The following is a 13770-nucleotide window of genomic DNA, read 5'->3' as shown; positions in this document are numbered from 1 at the left end:
CTCACCCTCCTTCGCCTCCATCAGTGTCGACCGACGCAACGAACCGGTCGCCAACGTCGGCCACGACTCGTGCCGTCGTCTCGGCGGCCCACTGGTAATACGACGCGCCATCGATCGCCGCAACGCGCTCGGCGAACGTCTCGAGCCAGTCGAGGTGGTGTTCGTGAAAGTCCGCATACTCGTCGTCCCTGCCTGCCTCGAGCACGAGCGACGCGTACTCGAGCAACACGGCGAGGTGGTCGGCCGGATATCGGGCCGGAACCTCCGCGTCGATCACATCGAATCGTCGTTTCGCGTCGGCCTCCGCTGGCCCGGCCAGCAGTTCACGCTCCCGGCCGTCCCACCAGGGTTCGTGAACCGACTCGACCGGTGGCGCGGCCGGGCCGTCGAAGCCCTCGAACGTCCGGAGATACGCCTCCCGGAGTTCGCCGTGGCTCGCCTCGAGCGTCGGTGCCGGTTCGACGTCGACGCCGAGTCGCTCGAGTCGCGTTCGCACTTCAGCGTCGAACCGACCCGTCCGCGCAGCCTCGTAGAAGGCCTCGCTCGGGTGCTCGAAACACTTCGCTAGCAGCGCGTACAGCTCCGCGAGCGTCTGTCGTTTCTCGCGCTCGAGCGCGGATGCAGCTGTGGTCGTCGACGTCATCCGAGCACCACCACCGGATCCTGCTGCGCTGCGAGTAACATGACGATCCTGAGCGCGAGGCCCCCGAGTACGAGCAGACCGAACGAGCCGACCAGCGCTGGAACGGCGACTCGCTCGAGATCGGCCGATCCGCGACCGGTCAGCGCGGCTACGCCAACGACCAGTCCCACGACGAGTGCAACGGCAAGCGCTACCACGACGAGCCAGGCACCGACCGCGAGGTTCGTCTCGGTGAGTGCGACCTGCGAGGCTGCGGCGGCCGGTGCGTCACTCGTCGCGATCTCGGTCCAGCCGTACCAGACGGTCACGAGGCTGAGCCCCGAGAGAACGCCGGTCGCGAGCGTGTAGCCGCCGACGACGGGGTCGACCTCGCGCTCGAAGAACACGGTGAGCGCAACCGTCAGGCCGACACCCGCGGCGAGGCCGCTGAACAGGAACGCGAGCGGCACTACTACGGGCATGTTCCACAGCGGCACCGTTTCGACGATCGCCAGCTCGAACCCGGTGTAGATAGTCGCCACCGCGAGCAGGCTCCCGATCACGTACAGCCCGACGATCACGACCCTCGGCGGTCGGACCCGATCGACGAGGCCGTCCAGCAGCTCGAGGAGACCCAGTTTAGCGACGATGGCCCGTGGGAACAGGCTCGCGCCGTCGTCCGCCGCAGCCTCCGTACCGAACAGCGAGAGGAGCAAGCAGACGATGGCGATCACCGAGAGCACCACGAGGATCCACGTCCCGATCGTGATCCACGAACTGAAGTTCGTGAGATAGATCGGGAACAACAGCGCGCGGTAGATCACCGCGAGGTGAGAGAGGACCGCCAGCCCGGCGCCTGCAGCACCCAGGACGGCCACGAGAAAGCCCCAGCGGGCGATGTCGCTCTCGATCGCGCCCGGCTGGGTATCGCGTCGCCAGCGGACGAGTTGTGCCGTCGCTCCCGCCAGAAAGCCGCCCCCGGCGACGACCGCCAGGAACAGATAGACGGGGATCGAGAGATCCCAGTAGTCCGCCGGCAGCCAGAGCTGCTCGACGAATCCCTGAGCCAGCACCACGTGAGTGTCGAGTGGCATCGGGATCACCCCTCGTACGTGATCGCGCCGGCTGGTTCGTCTCCCTCACGAATCGCGTCGGCGAGGTCGGCGTCTTCCTCGAGCGGCTCGACGATGACGCGTTTGCCGTAAGCGCCCTGTTCGAACCGCTCGGCGGCCTTCTCGGTCGCCTCGGCCATCACCTCGCTCTGCGGGCCGGCTTTGATCGCTTCGCCGACACAGTCGTCGACACACGCCGGGGTTGGACCGCCATCCTCGGGCGTCTGTCGCTCGGGCTGTCCGTGGCCACCGCCCGGCCCTTCGCCCAGACAGAGGTTACACTTCGACATCAGCCCCTCGTCGTCGTACGTCGGGGCGCCGAACGGACACGCCCAGGCACAGTAGTGACAGCCGATACAGCGATCCCGATCGACGGTCACGATTCCGTCCTCGTCGCGTTTGATGATCGCGTCCGGCGGACACACCTGCTCACAGGGGGCGTCGTGACAGTGCATACACGACATCGAGATCGGCACCTCCTCGAAGTCGGGATACTCACCTCTCGAGAGGTGAGAAACCGTCCGCCAGTCGTCGGCGTCGGCGTCCCGGTCGTGGCGCTGCTTGCAGGCGACCGAACAGGCGTGACAACCGATACACCGGTTCGGATCGAAGTAGAACATCCACTGTTCACTCATGGTCAGTCACCTCCGGCCGGCCTGATTTCGGCAGCCAAGTGTCTGTCCACCTGGGACGATACTGGATCGTGTTGCGTGTCGTGTACCCACATGGTGTTCATGCCCTCTTCGTGGCTGTTCCCCGTGCCGAAACCGAACTCGGCGGTGACGAACCCCGGTTGCGTCCGCTCGCTGACGTACGCCATGGCGGGCTCGTCACCTTCACCGGCGGCGGTCTCGACCGTTACCATGTCGCCGGTTTCGATCCCACGTGGCTCCGCATCGCGTGGGTTCATGACGAGGTAGTTACCACGGTAGTCTTCGCCCTCGAGGCCGTGCTTTCGGGCGTACTGTTCGTGAAGGTGCTCGAGGGGCTGGTCGGCTCCGAACGAGAAGAAGACGCTGCGCGTGTCGTAGAAGTGCAGCGGGTACTCGTCGTCGGGTTCGTCGCCCCAGGTCCCCGGCGGAATCCACTCGGGGGCCGTATCGATTCCGAGTTCGTCGGCGGATTCGGCGTAGCCGCCCTCTTCGTCCAGATCGAACTGGAACTGCCCGGTCGCGGTGGGGAAGCCGTTTTCTTCCCACTGTTCGTACTCGAACTCCTCTAAGAGGACGAAATTCTGCTCGGCGACCTCCTCGAACGTGTAGTCGATGTTCGCCAGCATGTCCTCGTTGTACTCGGCCTCGCTCTCCCAGGGGAAGTACTCGCCCCAGCCTAGCTCCTCGGCGAGGCCCTTGTAGATCTCGTAGCCGGACTTACAGTCGCCGAGTGGCTCGTGGACTGCCTTCGAGGCGCTGATCCAGCGCCGGTCGTGGTAGGCGCTCCAGGTCGGCGCGTAGTTGATCAGCGTGTCTTTCTCGAGCTGGATCGCCTCGGGGAAGACGACGTCGGCGTTCCGCGTCAGCTCGTTCCAGTAGGCGTCGATGGTGATCACGAGATCCATCGTCTCGATGGCCTCGAGCCAGGCCTGGGTCGAGCCGTCGGTCAGGGGGTTGTCGTAGTGGTTGACCATCCCCATGATGTGGCCGTTGTCGACCATCTCGGGGACGACGGTGTGGCCGATCCCCGTCGTGTGTCGGAACGGGTAGTCTTCGTACTCGGGAGACAGCTGTAACGCTGGCTGGCGTCCCTCGGCGTTGTTCGGCAAGTCGATCCCGCGTTCTTCGAACGGGTTCATCTGCAACGGTGGCCCCTGCCACATCCGGAAGCCGCCGGGTCGGTCGATGTTGCCGACCAGCCCGTTGAGCGCGAAGACGTTCTGGGAGGCTTTCTGTGCCTCGGCGTACTGTCCAACGCCGGTCCAGAGGGCGATACCAGCCGCCGGGGCCGCCTCTGCGAAGTCTGTCGCGATCTCGCGGATGAGTTCCGCGTCGATCCCGGTGATGTCTTCGGCCCACTCGGGCGTCTTGTCCGCGACGGCTTCCTGGTAGGCGTCGAAGCCGTGCGTCTGTTCTTCGACGAACGCCTCGTCGTACAGCTCCTCCTCGATGATCACGTGCCCCATCGCGAGCGCGAGCGCGCCGTCCGTCCGGGGTTCGATCGGCAGCCAGTGGTCAGCCTTCTGCGCCGTCGGCGTGTGCTGGGGATCGACCACGACCAGCGTCGCGCCGTTTTCGAGCGCCTCGAGGACGCCTTTGGGCTCCCATTGTCCAGCGAACGACTCGAAGATGTTCCGACCCCAGGCGATGATGTAGTCGGAGTGCTGGTAGTCGACGAACCGCATGTTCGCGCCCAGCCCCATCAGGTTCCCGCTCAGGTGCGGGCCGCCGAAACAGACGTGTCGACCACGGCCGATGCTCTCCGGGGTTCCGTAGAGGTTCCCCCAAAAGTACTCGTGAACGTTCGTCGTCGACCAGCTCGTCGCGTCGAGCAGCTGTTCGGGACCGTGCTCGTCGGCGAACTCCTCGAGTCGCCGGGCCGTGTACTCGAACGCCTCGTCCCAGTCGGCTTCGCGCAGTTCGCCGTCCTCGCGGATGTACGGCTGCGTGATCCGGTCGGGGTCGTAGAGCTTCTCGAGTTCGGCCTGTCCTTTCGGACAGAGCGTCCCCTCGGTTCCCGGACCGGCGCTTCCGCGGGGGTGTTCGTCGACGCCGTTGATGTCGACGGCCGTTCCGTCTCTCACCGTTAGCTCTTGCCCGCACGCGTGGTGGCACATCCAGCAGTTGCCGTAGGCGGTCTCCGTTTCGGCATCCGGATCGACCGCCGGCTGGTCGTCGCCACCGGCGAGACAGCCGGCGAAGCTCGCCCCGACCGCGGCAGCTCCCGCGGTCTTGAGCACGGTTCGTCGCGTGAGGTCGAACCCATCGACGTCGCTCATCGGCCGGTCACCTCCGAGCGACGCGTCTGGCCGACGACGTGGGCTGTTGCTCCGACCTCGGCCGGCGCCGACGAAACCGTCGATCGGCCATCGCGACGGTCGGGTTCGGTCTTCCGTCCCGGCATCTCGTGCCGGATCTGTGATTGCCGTCGCATAGTGTTTCCTCCAGGTAAAACGAGGGTCCCAACGACGGTATGGTCGACTCTGGATAGGATTCGGTTTTATATAGGGGCGGGAGCGAGACGATGATGCTCGGCCGATATCGAGACGAATACCACGATCGATGCCACGAGCGGTGGCTTCTCCCGTTTCGACCCGCTAAACTGCAGCCGTCGTTACGAACGAACGGCCTCACAGCGCCTCAAACGAGTACTGAAGTGTACAGATATTTATGTAGGCCCTCTCGAATCGCACCAGACCGATCCGACGTCGAGTCCAAAAAACAGCGGCTGGCTCACCTGCCTATCGTGGACCCACTCGAGCACCGGCTACGGCGTCGGGGCAGGTCGTCCGACCGAGCAGGCGAAGTCGTCGGCACCATCCGCACCGTCGTCCTCGTCGACCTCCCCGCCAGCCATGTAGTCCATATCGGCCGCCTCGAGCTGGTTGGCCTCGGGCGTGTCGAGGTCAGGTATCTCGTCGACGGTGATCTCGAGATCGCCAGCCTCGAGGTCGCCGTCCGTTCGGCCGTGTTCGTCGACTCGCCACGTTTCGGGAACGTCGTCGCCCGCGTACTGCTCCCACTGGCCCCAGGAGCCATCGTACAGCATCACGTCGTCGTACTCGAGGATGCCGTCGAGGACGAAGAAGCTCACCGCCGCCCGGTAGCCGCTGCCACAGTAGGTGAGGACGGTGTCGTCCGGGGAGACGCCGAGGTCGTCGTAGTGCGCCTGAAGTTCGCCCGGCGCTTTGAAGTATGCACCCTCGGCTTCGAACGTGTCGAAGTGGTGATCGCCCTCGTGGACGGCGAGTGGGTTGTCCCAGGTGGCGTTGCTGATCATCGTCCCGGGGGCCGACGCCTCGTCACCCTCGCCGTCCTGGCGGTTCTCGAGGATCACGTCGTCGCTCTCGCCCTCGATGACGTTGTCGACGCGCTGGATCATCTGGCCGATGCCGACCCGAAGGTCGTTGTTCAGCTCCTCGTTGGCCTCGACGCTGAAAGTCGTTTGCGGGACGTCCAGCGGATCGAACTGTCCGGTCTCGAGGTCGTACTCCTCGCCGTAGGCGTGGTAGCCGCCGTTGAGGATTTTCACGCGCTCGCGTGGGAAGCCCCAGTACCGCAGCGTCCAGTAGCCACGGGCGACGCGGATGGGTTTGGTTCCCGAGACGACGATCGTCGTCCGGGGACAGACCCCCGCCCGGTTGAGCGCCTCGTCGACCATCTCGCCGTTTGCGACCATCGGTGCCGCGACACCCAGCCCTTCTTCACGCTCAGTGTGTAACTCGTCGACGTACCACGGAGCCGCTCCGGGAACGTGTCCGTCCTCGTACGACTGGATCGCACTATCGTCGGGGTACCAGTCGTCGATCCGGAGAATCACGACCCGGTGGGACTCTCCGGGATCGTCCTTGTTCACGAGGCCGGCTTCCTGCCACTCGTGGAGTGTCGTCGGTTCGATCAACGCCGTCTCCGTGTCGGTCGGATCGGGGAGGTCTTCGGTCGGTTCGTCGTCGTCCGGTTCGTCGTCGTCGTCCGATTCGTCGTCCGGTTCTGGCGCTTCTTCTTCGGGCTCGTCGGCTGGGTCGTCTCCGAGACAGCCAGCGAGGGTCACCACACCCAGTGCACCACCAGCCGCGAGGAACCGCCGCCGGTTTATCGTATTCATACATGCTAATATGTCCTCCCGAGCGGAGTAGCTGTAACCCGGAAATGATTTAGGTTTTAAGTAGTATGCCGGAATTTCCCGCACAATCGTCGGCTTTCAACACGCTCGACGACGGTCAATCGAGACACTCGCTCTTGCAGGCCACCTGCCGCATGACGTTGCTCTCCGCACGGCGGAGTCGTTGAGAGAGCGCCGACGAAGAGATGCCGAGGTCGGCTGCGAGGTCCTCGAGCGGGACGCGGGTGTCGGGGTCGTAGTAACCCGCCTCGGTCGCGTGTTCGACGGCCTCACGCTGTTTGGGTGTGAGTGTCGAGATGTCGACCGAGCAGACGTCGTCGTGACCGTCTCGGTCCGTCGAGACGAGACTCTTGACGCTGACCCGTTCAGAGACCTCTCGAACGTCCGAGACGAGCGATGAGACGGTCTCCGTATCCGCCGCGTAGGTTTCGACGACGAACCAGCCGTCACCGACGCCCAGAAACCGCGGAATGCAGCCGTGATTCGAGAAGATGACGCCGGGACAGTGGCTACAGACATCGTTCGATCCGTACTTCGTTTCGACGTTCTCCTCGCCGTCCTCGTCTTCTGTCCGTACAGTGACGTCACAGTGACACTGTTCGTTTTCGAAGCGGACGTCTACGTCGACGATGTCGCCGTCGACACCGTCCATGAAGCACGACCCGCCGCGGACGATCTCGAGGACGACCCGGAGATCCCGGGCTTCGATCCGCTCGTGACCTCGGGAGGGAGTTACGTCCGCCGACACCAACTGGCTCATACGAGGATGTACGAAGGGGGAGATACAACCTATCTACTACTGTTCCCACGTGATGAAAACGAGCATCGACATGTTCGCTCGCTGACCCCCGGAGACGATCAGTCGTCGGCTGCAGTCGATCGTGTCGACGCCACGTCACTCGAGCGCACGACGCCCTGGAGGTATGCGCCGACGAACATGCCGGCGATCGCCCAGAGGATCGTCACGTTGCCGACGCCGAGGCTGGCGTAGGCCGCGCCGGGACAGATGCCCGAAAGGCCCCAGCCAACGCCGAAGATCGCGCCGCCGATCAGCACGTTGCGATCGAACGACTTCAGCCGTCGGCCGTAGCCGGTGCCCGTCAGGGGCGCACGACGCCCTAGACGCGGCATAATGGCGAACGCGATGCCGGTGACGATCGCCGCGCCAAACATGACGAACAGCAGGCCGAAGTCCTCGAACTGCAGGAAGTTCAGGACGACTTCTGGCTGGGCCATGTGGCTAAACCCGAGGCCGAAGCCGAAGATCAGGCCGCCGACGAAGATCAGCGGCATGAACAGCGGGTGACGGTCGCTCGCGGAGCGCGTTGCTCCCCGCTTGCCGTTCGGAGAGTCTCTTTTGGGACTCTCGCTCATCTACGGGCTCACCCCCAGTGCCATCACGATCTGGGCAGTTCCGATCGCGACGATCAGGAACGTGATCACGCCAACGATCGAGGTTTTCGACGCTGAGCCGACACCACAGACGCCGTGGCCCGACGTACAGCCTTTCCCGATTCGGGTGCCGATGCCGACCAGTATACCGCCGAGGAACAGCCGCCAGGGCTGGACCTCGGTCAGCCAGATCGTTACACCGCCGACCTCACGGAGTTCGCCGGTCGTCCCAGGCTGGTAGAGCGAACTCGAGAGAACTCCCGACTGGAACGTCAGTGCGTAAATCGCGGCCCCGAGGACGATACCGAGGGTAAAGACGATGCGCCAGTCACGCGAGGCCCGATACTGCTGGAATCGTGACTGATCGGAGACGTACGACAACGTCGACTCGAGGAAGGTACTCGCCCCGGCGGCGATGCCAGTACCCAGATAGATCACGGCAGCGCCGAGGCCGACGAGCAGGCCACCGACGGCGTATCGGCTGATGCCCTCGGGAAACAGCGACTCGACCAACGCGGGAGCGAACAGTTCAGATACCATTCATCGAATAAGGGCGCTAGTCACCTGCCAGCGATCCCTTGCTGGCGGCGCAGTTGTTCGGGCCAAGCTCGAGTTCGAACGCCTCGTCGTCGTCCGCCTCTTGCTGACCGAGGTTCGTCGGGATGATGTCCTCGTAGTTGGCCGGTCGAGGCGGCATATCCGAGAGGATCAGGTCGACGAACTCGTCTTCGTCCATCGTCAGCGCGTCCATCTCGTCGACGAGCTGGCCGATCGGTGCCGTGTAGGTGCCATCGGCGGCGGGCTCGGCAGCGTCGCTGTAGTGGGCGCCACCGATCAGCGTCTCGTCGGGCAGCGTCAGCACACGCTCCTGAAGCGACTTATAGAGCTGGCTGGCGGCTTCGGGTGCGCCGTCGTCGCCTTCCTCTAAGTCGGGCCGGGCGACGCTCTCGATGAAGAGGCCGTCGCCGGTCGCCAGCAACTCGCCGTCGATCAGGTACGAGGTCATCCCGGAGGTGTGTCCGGGCGTCGACACGGTTTCGATGGTGGCGTTGCCGACCTGGAACTCGTCGCCGTCTTCGGCCAGCGTCATCTCGTCGGCGTAGGTCACGCCACGGTCGACTGCGGCCTCGGGGATAACACCCTCGACACCCTCGTCAGCGAGGTTTCGGACCCCCGAGATGTGGTCGGCGTGGATGTGCGTATCGATCGCGTACGTTAGCTCGACGCCGAGTTCGTCGGCGTCTTCGAGGTAGCGATCGGTGAACGCACGGAGCGGATCGATAACGGCCGCCTCACCGTCGTCGTAGACGACGTAGCCGAGACAGCCACTCGAGGGACGCTGGTACTGGAGCAGCGTTCCGGCGCCGTCGTAGCGCTCGACTTCGACGGCCTCGTAGATGCGTGCCCAGCCGTTCATCCCTTCCTCGAGGTGGTTGACCTCGTAGCCGCGTTCGTTCAACGCGCCCGCAACGAACTCGCTCGCACCGCCTTTCGCACAGAGGGCTGTTACGGTCCGGTCCTTGGGGATCTGTGCGAGTACGTCCTCGTCGATCTCCTCGTCCAGAAACTCGAAGTACGGGACGTTGATCGACTCGACGGTCTCACCGTCGATGCGCCACTCCTCGTAGTCGCTTTCCATCCGCGCATCGAGCAGCGTCACGTCTTCACCGGCGTCGATGCTCGCCTTCAGTTCGTCCGGGGTCACCGACTCGACTGGCACGTCCGATGTCGGGAAGTCCATGTCGTCCATGATGTACGGTTCGAACTACCGGGTACTCTCACTTAAGGGTTTGCATGGTATTTCGCTAACTGCACAATAATGGGTCTCGAGGAAAACGTCACCCACTCCCTCAAACCATCTGAGCATCCGGCGAACGCTTATGTGCGCAGTCCCACCGAATCACGGCTGTTCAATAACGGGACAATAACCGCTATGTTTTTATAGCCGCAGTTAATATTGTGTAGTAGCTCCAATACAGAGACAAAGATCAATCATGAGCTCAGAATACGATACCACCGAGACGCTCGACGTGAAAGGACAGTCCTGCCCAATGCCCGTCGTCAAAACGAAACAAGCGATCGACGACCTCGAGGCCGGCGACGTACTCGAAGTCGTCGCGACCGACTCGGGCAGCATGAGTGACATTCAGGGGTGGGCCAAAGGGACCGACGGCGTCGAGCTACTCGAGCAGGTCGACGGAGACGACATCTACACGCACTACGTGAAGAAGACGGACTGACATGAGCACGGACAGCCACCCGTCGATCGACGAGGAGGGAGACGCCACAGAGCTCCAGGCGCTCCGAGAGCGTGTCGCCGAACTCGAGGAGTCGATCGCCGACGCGGACGACGATACCGGCGGGAAGAAGATGACGATCATCGCCACCAAGGGCACGCTCGACATGGCGTACCCGCCGCTGATCCTTGCGAGTACGGCGGCCGCCTTCGACTGGGAGGTCGTCGTCTTCCACACGTTCTGGGGACTGGACATCCTTCACGAGAACAACTCCAAGAACCTCAAACTGAGCGCCGTCGGCAACCCCAACATGCCGATGCCGAACGCGGTCGCCGCGCTCCCGGGGATGGACGCGATGGCCACGAAGATGATGCGCAAGAAGATCGACGAAAACGACACGGCCACCATCGAGGAACTCATCGATCTCTCGCTCGCACAGGGCGTCGACCTCCAGGCGTGTCAGATGACCATCGAACTGATGGACTACGACGAAGCCGACTTCTACGACGGCGTGACGACCGGCGTCGGCGCTGCGACGGCACTGCAGCACATGGCCGAGTCGGACGTTCAGTTGCTCATCTGAGCCGGGACGGAGTGGCCAACGAACGACCTGTTCTTGTGACGATGAGTTTGTACGTCTCGAGAGTGTGACAGACCAGGATTCAGTGCTGGAGCTGCCCCGAGTTCGGCATCCGAACCAGTATTCTTAATATTGGGTTTTCTGCGAAATACTTTACTCTGGGCTCGACGTATCGAGTGTCATGGACGACCCATTCGTCATCGTCGGCGGCGACGCAGCAGGAATGAGTGCCGCGAGCAAGGCCAAACGAGCCGACCCGGAGCTAGACGTGATCGTCTTCGAGCGCGGTGAGTGGGTCTCGTATGCGGCCTGCGGGATGCCATATTACGTGAAAGGAACCGTCGAAGACCTCGAGGATCTCGTCGCAGTGACTCCCGAGGAGTTTCGCGAGGACCGCGACGTCGACCTGCGAACGGGCCACGAGGTCATTGCGATCGATCGCGAGGAAAAGACCGTCACCGTCGAGGCTGACGGCGAGCAGTTCGAGCAACCGTACGGAAGCGTATTGATCGGCACCGGCGCCCGCGCAGTCGAACCGCCGTTCGACGGCCTCGAGCTCGAGGGCGTCTACACGCTCCGGAGCATGGACGAAGCCGACGCGATCGAGTCCTTCGTGACCGACCGCGAACCCGAGCGCGCGGCGATCGTCGGCGGTGGCTACGTCGGGATCGAGATGGCCGAAGCGCTCACCGAACGCGGCGTCGACGTCTCGATCTTCGAGATGCTTCCCCGCACCCTCCAGCCGTTCGGCGAACAGACCGCCGAGATCGTCGAGGACCACCTTCGAGACCAGGGGGTCGATCTCCACCTCGAGACGGCCGTCCAGGGCTTTGCGGGTGACGGCCGCGTCGAGACGGTCGAACTCGAGGCGGAGACAGTGGCGGCTGACCTCGTCGTCGTCGGCGTTGGCGTCACACCGAACGTCGACCTCGCCGAGAAAGCGGGAATCGAACTCGGTCCGACGGGAGCCATCGCGACCGACGAATACGGCCGGACGAACGACGAGGACGTCTACGCGGCGGGCGACTGCGCCGAAGCGACGAACGTCGTTACCGGCGAGCCCGACCACGTCCCGCTCGCGCTTACGGCCAATCGCGCCGGTCGAGCGATCGGATCGACGGTGACGGGTGACCCGACGCCGACCGGCGGCACCGCCGGGACGGCGATCGTCAAAGCGTTCGAGCTGGGTGCGGCCCGGACCGGCGTGATCGACGAGGACCGGGCGCTCGAGGCCGGGTTCGACCCTGTCTCCGTGACTGTTCAGGTGCCGACGCGTCCACACTACTATCCGGGTGCCACCGACCTCACCGTCACGCTGGTCGCCGACCGCGACTCCAAACGCGTCCTTGGAGCGAGTCTCGTCGGCCGCGACGGTGCCAAGCGAATCGATACGGTGGCCACGGCAGTCGACACCGGGCTGACCGTTGGGGAACTCGAGTCACTGGACCTCGCGTACGCTCCACCGTTCAGCCCCGTCTGGGACCCGGTTCTGACGGCCGCGAAGGTGCTGTCGGGGACCATCGAGGGGTGACCGAGCCGATGGATGGACGAGCGCCAAATCGTCGGTGTTCCGACCCGTCGAGCGCCGAGCGTGACTCGGTTCGGCGAACGAACCAATCGTCTTTTCCTCGTCCAGCCGAACGGACGCATATGAACAGGCGGACGTATCTACAGGCAGCCAGCGCAGCAGGACTCGTGGGCGTCGCTGGCTGTCTCGACGGAGTTCTCCAGAGTGGGGCTGACGGAACCGTCCTCGGTCCGCCGGAACAGGACCTGAGCGAGTCGTCCCACCCGACCTATGGTGACGAACTGCCGTCCTTTAGCGTTCCTGATGCGTTCACCGAGGAACCGGTCACCGACGAGCAGTTTCGTGGTGAGCAGGCGATGCTTATGACGTTCGTTTTCACCTCCTGTCCGGATGGACTCTGTCCGGCACTCCTGCAGATGCTCAACGCCGCCGCCCAGGACGCCCAAGCCGAAGGCTACGAGGACGACGCTGCGTTCGTCGCGATCACGTTCGATCCCGACTACGACACGCCGGAGGTGCTCGAGCAGGAAGCCGAAAACGTCGGTTTCGACCCGAGTACGGACAACTGGCACGTGCTTCGACCCGAAGACAACGACGTCGCCTACGACCTCGTCGCAGGGGACTTCGGCGTCCCAGTCCATCTCGAGGATCACGAAGACCACGGTGACGAAGATGGCGACCACAACCACGAGGACGGCGACGATCACGATTCCGAGGACGGAGCCGACCACGATCACGACGGTGAGGAACACGAGCACGGAGACGACGACCACGACGATGACGAACACGACCACGAGGACCACGGTGACGGGTCGGAGCCGACAGACGGGACGCACTTCTACGTCATCTTCCTGGTCAACGAAGACGGCATCGTCGAGCGGTCTTATCCGGGAGCGACCGACCAGCCAACGGACCAGATAATCGAGGACCTGCGCACGGTCGTTGGAGAATAACGATGCGACGACGAGAACTCGTGGCTGGACTGCTCGGCGGCGGCTTGCTCCTCGGCGGTGGTGCGGTCGCCCTCACGGATGGCCCCTCGCTGTTCGACGACGACCTCCCTGAGGGAAACGACCCCATCGAGATCGAGGCGATCGAGGCTCGAGGCAGCGAGGCCGGGACGCGTACCGTCCCCGACGACGAGGAGGCGACCGTGCTGACGTTCTTCGCGACGACCTGTGAGAGCTGTGCCGAGAAGATGCCCAACCTCGCGGAGGCGGCGACGACGCTCGAGGCGGAACCGATCAACTTCGTGTCGGTCACGGCCGAACCCGTCGGCGACAACGTCCCCGAATCCGCGGTGGTCGAGTGGTTCGAAGACCATGGTGGCGACTGGACGGTCGCCCACGACAGCGGCTCGGAACTGAGCGTCGCCTACGACGGCATCCCCTATCCGAAGACCGCCGTCGTCGACACTGCCGGACGCGTCTGGTGGGAGCATACGGGAACCGCCACGACAGACGAACTCGTCTCCGGCATCGAGGGCGCACTCGAGGACGCCGCCGAACACACCGACGCCTGAT

15 protein-coding genes are annotated in these 13770 nt (G+C 64.0%); 5 read left to right on the top strand and 10 right to left on the bottom strand.

The genetic code is table 11. From position 1 onward, the window contains the following. Nucleotide 1: 1 nt before the first annotated feature. The 10 genes from AArc1_RS06300 to AArc1_RS06255 form a co-directional block, all read right to left on the bottom strand. Nucleotides 2-643, bottom strand: a complete 642-nt coding sequence (locus AArc1_RS06300; protein ID WP_117363570.1) for a TorD/DmsD family molecular chaperone — start codon at nucleotides 641-643, stop codon at nucleotides 2-4. Then, a complete protein-coding gene (locus AArc1_RS06295) occupies nucleotides 640-1716 on the bottom strand; it encodes a polysulfide reductase NrfD family protein (RefSeq protein WP_117363569.1) in 1077 nt (358 codons plus the stop codon). Before AArc1_RS06295 ends, AArc1_RS06300 begins: the two co-directional genes overlap by 4 nt. A 5-nt stretch (nucleotides 1717-1721) precedes the next feature. Further along, a complete protein-coding gene (locus tag AArc1_RS06290; RefSeq protein WP_117363568.1) occupies nucleotides 1722-2369 on the bottom strand; it encodes a 4Fe-4S dicluster domain-containing protein in 648 nt (215 codons plus the stop codon). Nucleotides 2370-2371: 2 nt separating this feature from the next. Next, nucleotides 2372-4666 (bottom strand): molybdopterin-containing oxidoreductase family protein, encoded by a 2295-nt coding sequence (locus tag AArc1_RS06285; RefSeq protein ID WP_117363567.1) that lies wholly within the window; start codon nucleotides 4664-4666, stop codon nucleotides 2372-2374. Then, on the bottom strand, nucleotides 4663-4821 hold the full coding sequence (locus AArc1_RS18665; protein WP_154670614.1) for a hypothetical protein: 159 nt from the start codon (nucleotides 4819-4821) through the stop codon (nucleotides 4663-4665). The genes AArc1_RS06285 and AArc1_RS18665 overlap by 4 nt, the downstream gene beginning before the upstream one ends. 333 nt (nucleotides 4822-5154) lie before the next feature. Beyond that, nucleotides 5155-6492 carry a selenite/tellurite reduction operon rhodanese-like protein ExtH gene (extH, locus tag AArc1_RS06280; protein WP_154670615.1) on the bottom strand — a complete coding sequence of 446 codons (1338 nt, stop codon included), beginning with the start codon at nucleotides 6490-6492 and terminating at the stop codon, nucleotides 5155-5157. A 115-nt stretch (nucleotides 6493-6607) separates the two neighbouring features. Beyond that, nucleotides 6608-7270 (bottom strand): helix-turn-helix domain-containing protein, encoded by a 663-nt coding sequence (locus AArc1_RS06270; RefSeq protein ID WP_117363565.1) that lies wholly within the window; start codon nucleotides 7268-7270, stop codon nucleotides 6608-6610. Nucleotides 7271-7368: 98 nt separating this feature from the next. Then, the gene (locus tag AArc1_RS06265; RefSeq protein WP_117363564.1) at nucleotides 7369-7803 is read right to left on the bottom strand and encodes a DUF6691 family protein; all 435 of its coding nucleotides are present in this window, start codon (nucleotides 7801-7803) and stop codon (nucleotides 7369-7371) included. 81 nt (nucleotides 7804-7884) lie between these two features. Then, nucleotides 7885-8442, bottom strand: a complete 558-nt coding sequence (locus AArc1_RS06260; RefSeq protein WP_117363563.1) for a YeeE/YedE family protein — start codon at nucleotides 8440-8442, stop codon at nucleotides 7885-7887. A gap of 16 nt (nucleotides 8443-8458) precedes the next feature. Further along, nucleotides 8459-9652: an MBL fold metallo-hydrolase gene (locus tag AArc1_RS06255; RefSeq protein ID WP_117363562.1), complete on the bottom strand. Its 1194-nt coding sequence runs from the start codon at nucleotides 9650-9652 to the stop codon at nucleotides 8459-8461. Between the two features lie 244 nt (nucleotides 9653-9896). Here AArc1_RS06255 and AArc1_RS06250 point away from each other — a divergent pair, with 244 nt between their 5' ends. The 5 genes from AArc1_RS06250 (at nucleotide 9897) to AArc1_RS06230 (ending at nucleotide 13769) form a co-directional block, all read left to right on the top strand. Next, nucleotides 9897-10142 (top strand): sulfurtransferase TusA family protein, encoded by a 246-nt coding sequence (locus AArc1_RS06250; RefSeq protein WP_117363561.1) that lies wholly within the window; start codon nucleotides 9897-9899, stop codon nucleotides 10140-10142. Nucleotide 10143: 1 nt separating this feature from the next. After that, on the top strand, nucleotides 10144-10722 hold the full coding sequence (locus AArc1_RS06245) for a DsrE/DsrF/DrsH-like family protein (protein WP_117363560.1): 579 nt from the start codon (nucleotides 10144-10146) through the stop codon (nucleotides 10720-10722). A 178-nt stretch (nucleotides 10723-10900) separates the two neighbouring features. Continuing rightward, entirely contained in the window at nucleotides 10901-12250 is a 1350-nt protein-coding gene (locus AArc1_RS06240) for an FAD-dependent oxidoreductase (protein ID WP_117363559.1), read from the top strand. A gap of 119 nt (nucleotides 12251-12369) precedes the next feature. Then, a complete protein-coding gene (locus tag AArc1_RS06235; protein ID WP_117363558.1) occupies nucleotides 12370-13200 on the top strand; it encodes an SCO family protein in 831 nt (276 codons plus the stop codon). A gap of 2 nt (nucleotides 13201-13202) precedes the next feature. Then, the gene (locus AArc1_RS06230; RefSeq protein ID WP_117363557.1) at nucleotides 13203-13769 is read left to right on the top strand and encodes a TlpA disulfide reductase family protein; all 567 of its coding nucleotides are present in this window, start codon (nucleotides 13203-13205) and stop codon (nucleotides 13767-13769) included. Nucleotide 13770 lies beyond the last annotated feature (1 nt).

Origin of the sequence: Natrarchaeobaculum sulfurireducens (assembly GCF_003430825.1) — an archaeon.
Classification (GTDB): Archaea; Halobacteriota; Halobacteria; order Halobacteriales; family Natrialbaceae; genus Natrarchaeobaculum; species Natrarchaeobaculum sulfurireducens.
The sequence above is the reverse complement of the archived record's forward strand: the minus strand, read 5'-3'. Positions and strand labels throughout refer to the sequence as shown.

Excerpts from the sequence above, each read along its gene's own strand:
- AArc1_RS06300 (WP_117363570.1), bottom strand. The coding sequence starts at position 643 with ATGACGTCGACGACCACAGCTGCATCCGCGCTCGAGCGCGAGAAACGA.
- AArc1_RS06295 (WP_117363569.1), bottom strand. The coding sequence starts at position 1,716 with ATGCCACTCGACACTCACGTGGTGCTGGCTCAGGGATTCGTCGAGCAG.
- AArc1_RS06290 (WP_117363568.1), bottom strand. The coding sequence starts at position 2,369 with ATGAGTGAACAGTGGATGTTCTACTTCGATCCGAACCGGTGTATCGGT.
- AArc1_RS06285 (WP_117363567.1), bottom strand. The coding sequence starts at position 4,666 with ATGAGCGACGTCGATGGGTTCGACCTCACGCGACGAACCGTGCTCAAG.
- AArc1_RS18665 (WP_154670614.1), bottom strand. The coding sequence starts at position 4,821 with ATGCGACGGCAATCACAGATCCGGCACGAGATGCCGGGACGGAAGACC.
- extH (WP_154670615.1), bottom strand. The coding sequence starts at position 6,492 with ATGAATACGATAAACCGGCGGCGGTTCCTCGCGGCTGGTGGTGCACTG.
- AArc1_RS06270 (WP_117363565.1), bottom strand. The coding sequence starts at position 7,270 with ATGAGCCAGTTGGTGTCGGCGGACGTAACTCCCTCCCGAGGTCACGAG.
- AArc1_RS06265 (WP_117363564.1), bottom strand. The coding sequence starts at position 7,803 with ATGCCGCTGATCTTCGTCGGCGGCCTGATCTTCGGCTTCGGCCTCGGG.
- AArc1_RS06260 (WP_117363563.1), bottom strand. The coding sequence starts at position 8,442 with ATGGTATCTGAACTGTTCGCTCCCGCGTTGGTCGAGTCGCTGTTTCCC.
- AArc1_RS06255 (WP_117363562.1), bottom strand. The coding sequence starts at position 9,652 with ATGGACGACATGGACTTCCCGACATCGGACGTGCCAGTCGAGTCGGTG.
- AArc1_RS06250 (WP_117363561.1), top strand. The coding sequence starts at position 9,897 with ATGAGCTCAGAATACGATACCACCGAGACGCTCGACGTGAAAGGACAG.
- AArc1_RS06245 (WP_117363560.1), top strand. The coding sequence starts at position 10,144 with ATGAGCACGGACAGCCACCCGTCGATCGACGAGGAGGGAGACGCCACA.
- AArc1_RS06240 (WP_117363559.1), top strand. The coding sequence starts at position 10,901 with ATGGACGACCCATTCGTCATCGTCGGCGGCGACGCAGCAGGAATGAGT.
- AArc1_RS06235 (WP_117363558.1), top strand. The coding sequence starts at position 12,370 with ATGAACAGGCGGACGTATCTACAGGCAGCCAGCGCAGCAGGACTCGTG.
- AArc1_RS06230 (WP_117363557.1), top strand. The coding sequence starts at position 13,203 with ATGCGACGACGAGAACTCGTGGCTGGACTGCTCGGCGGCGGCTTGCTC.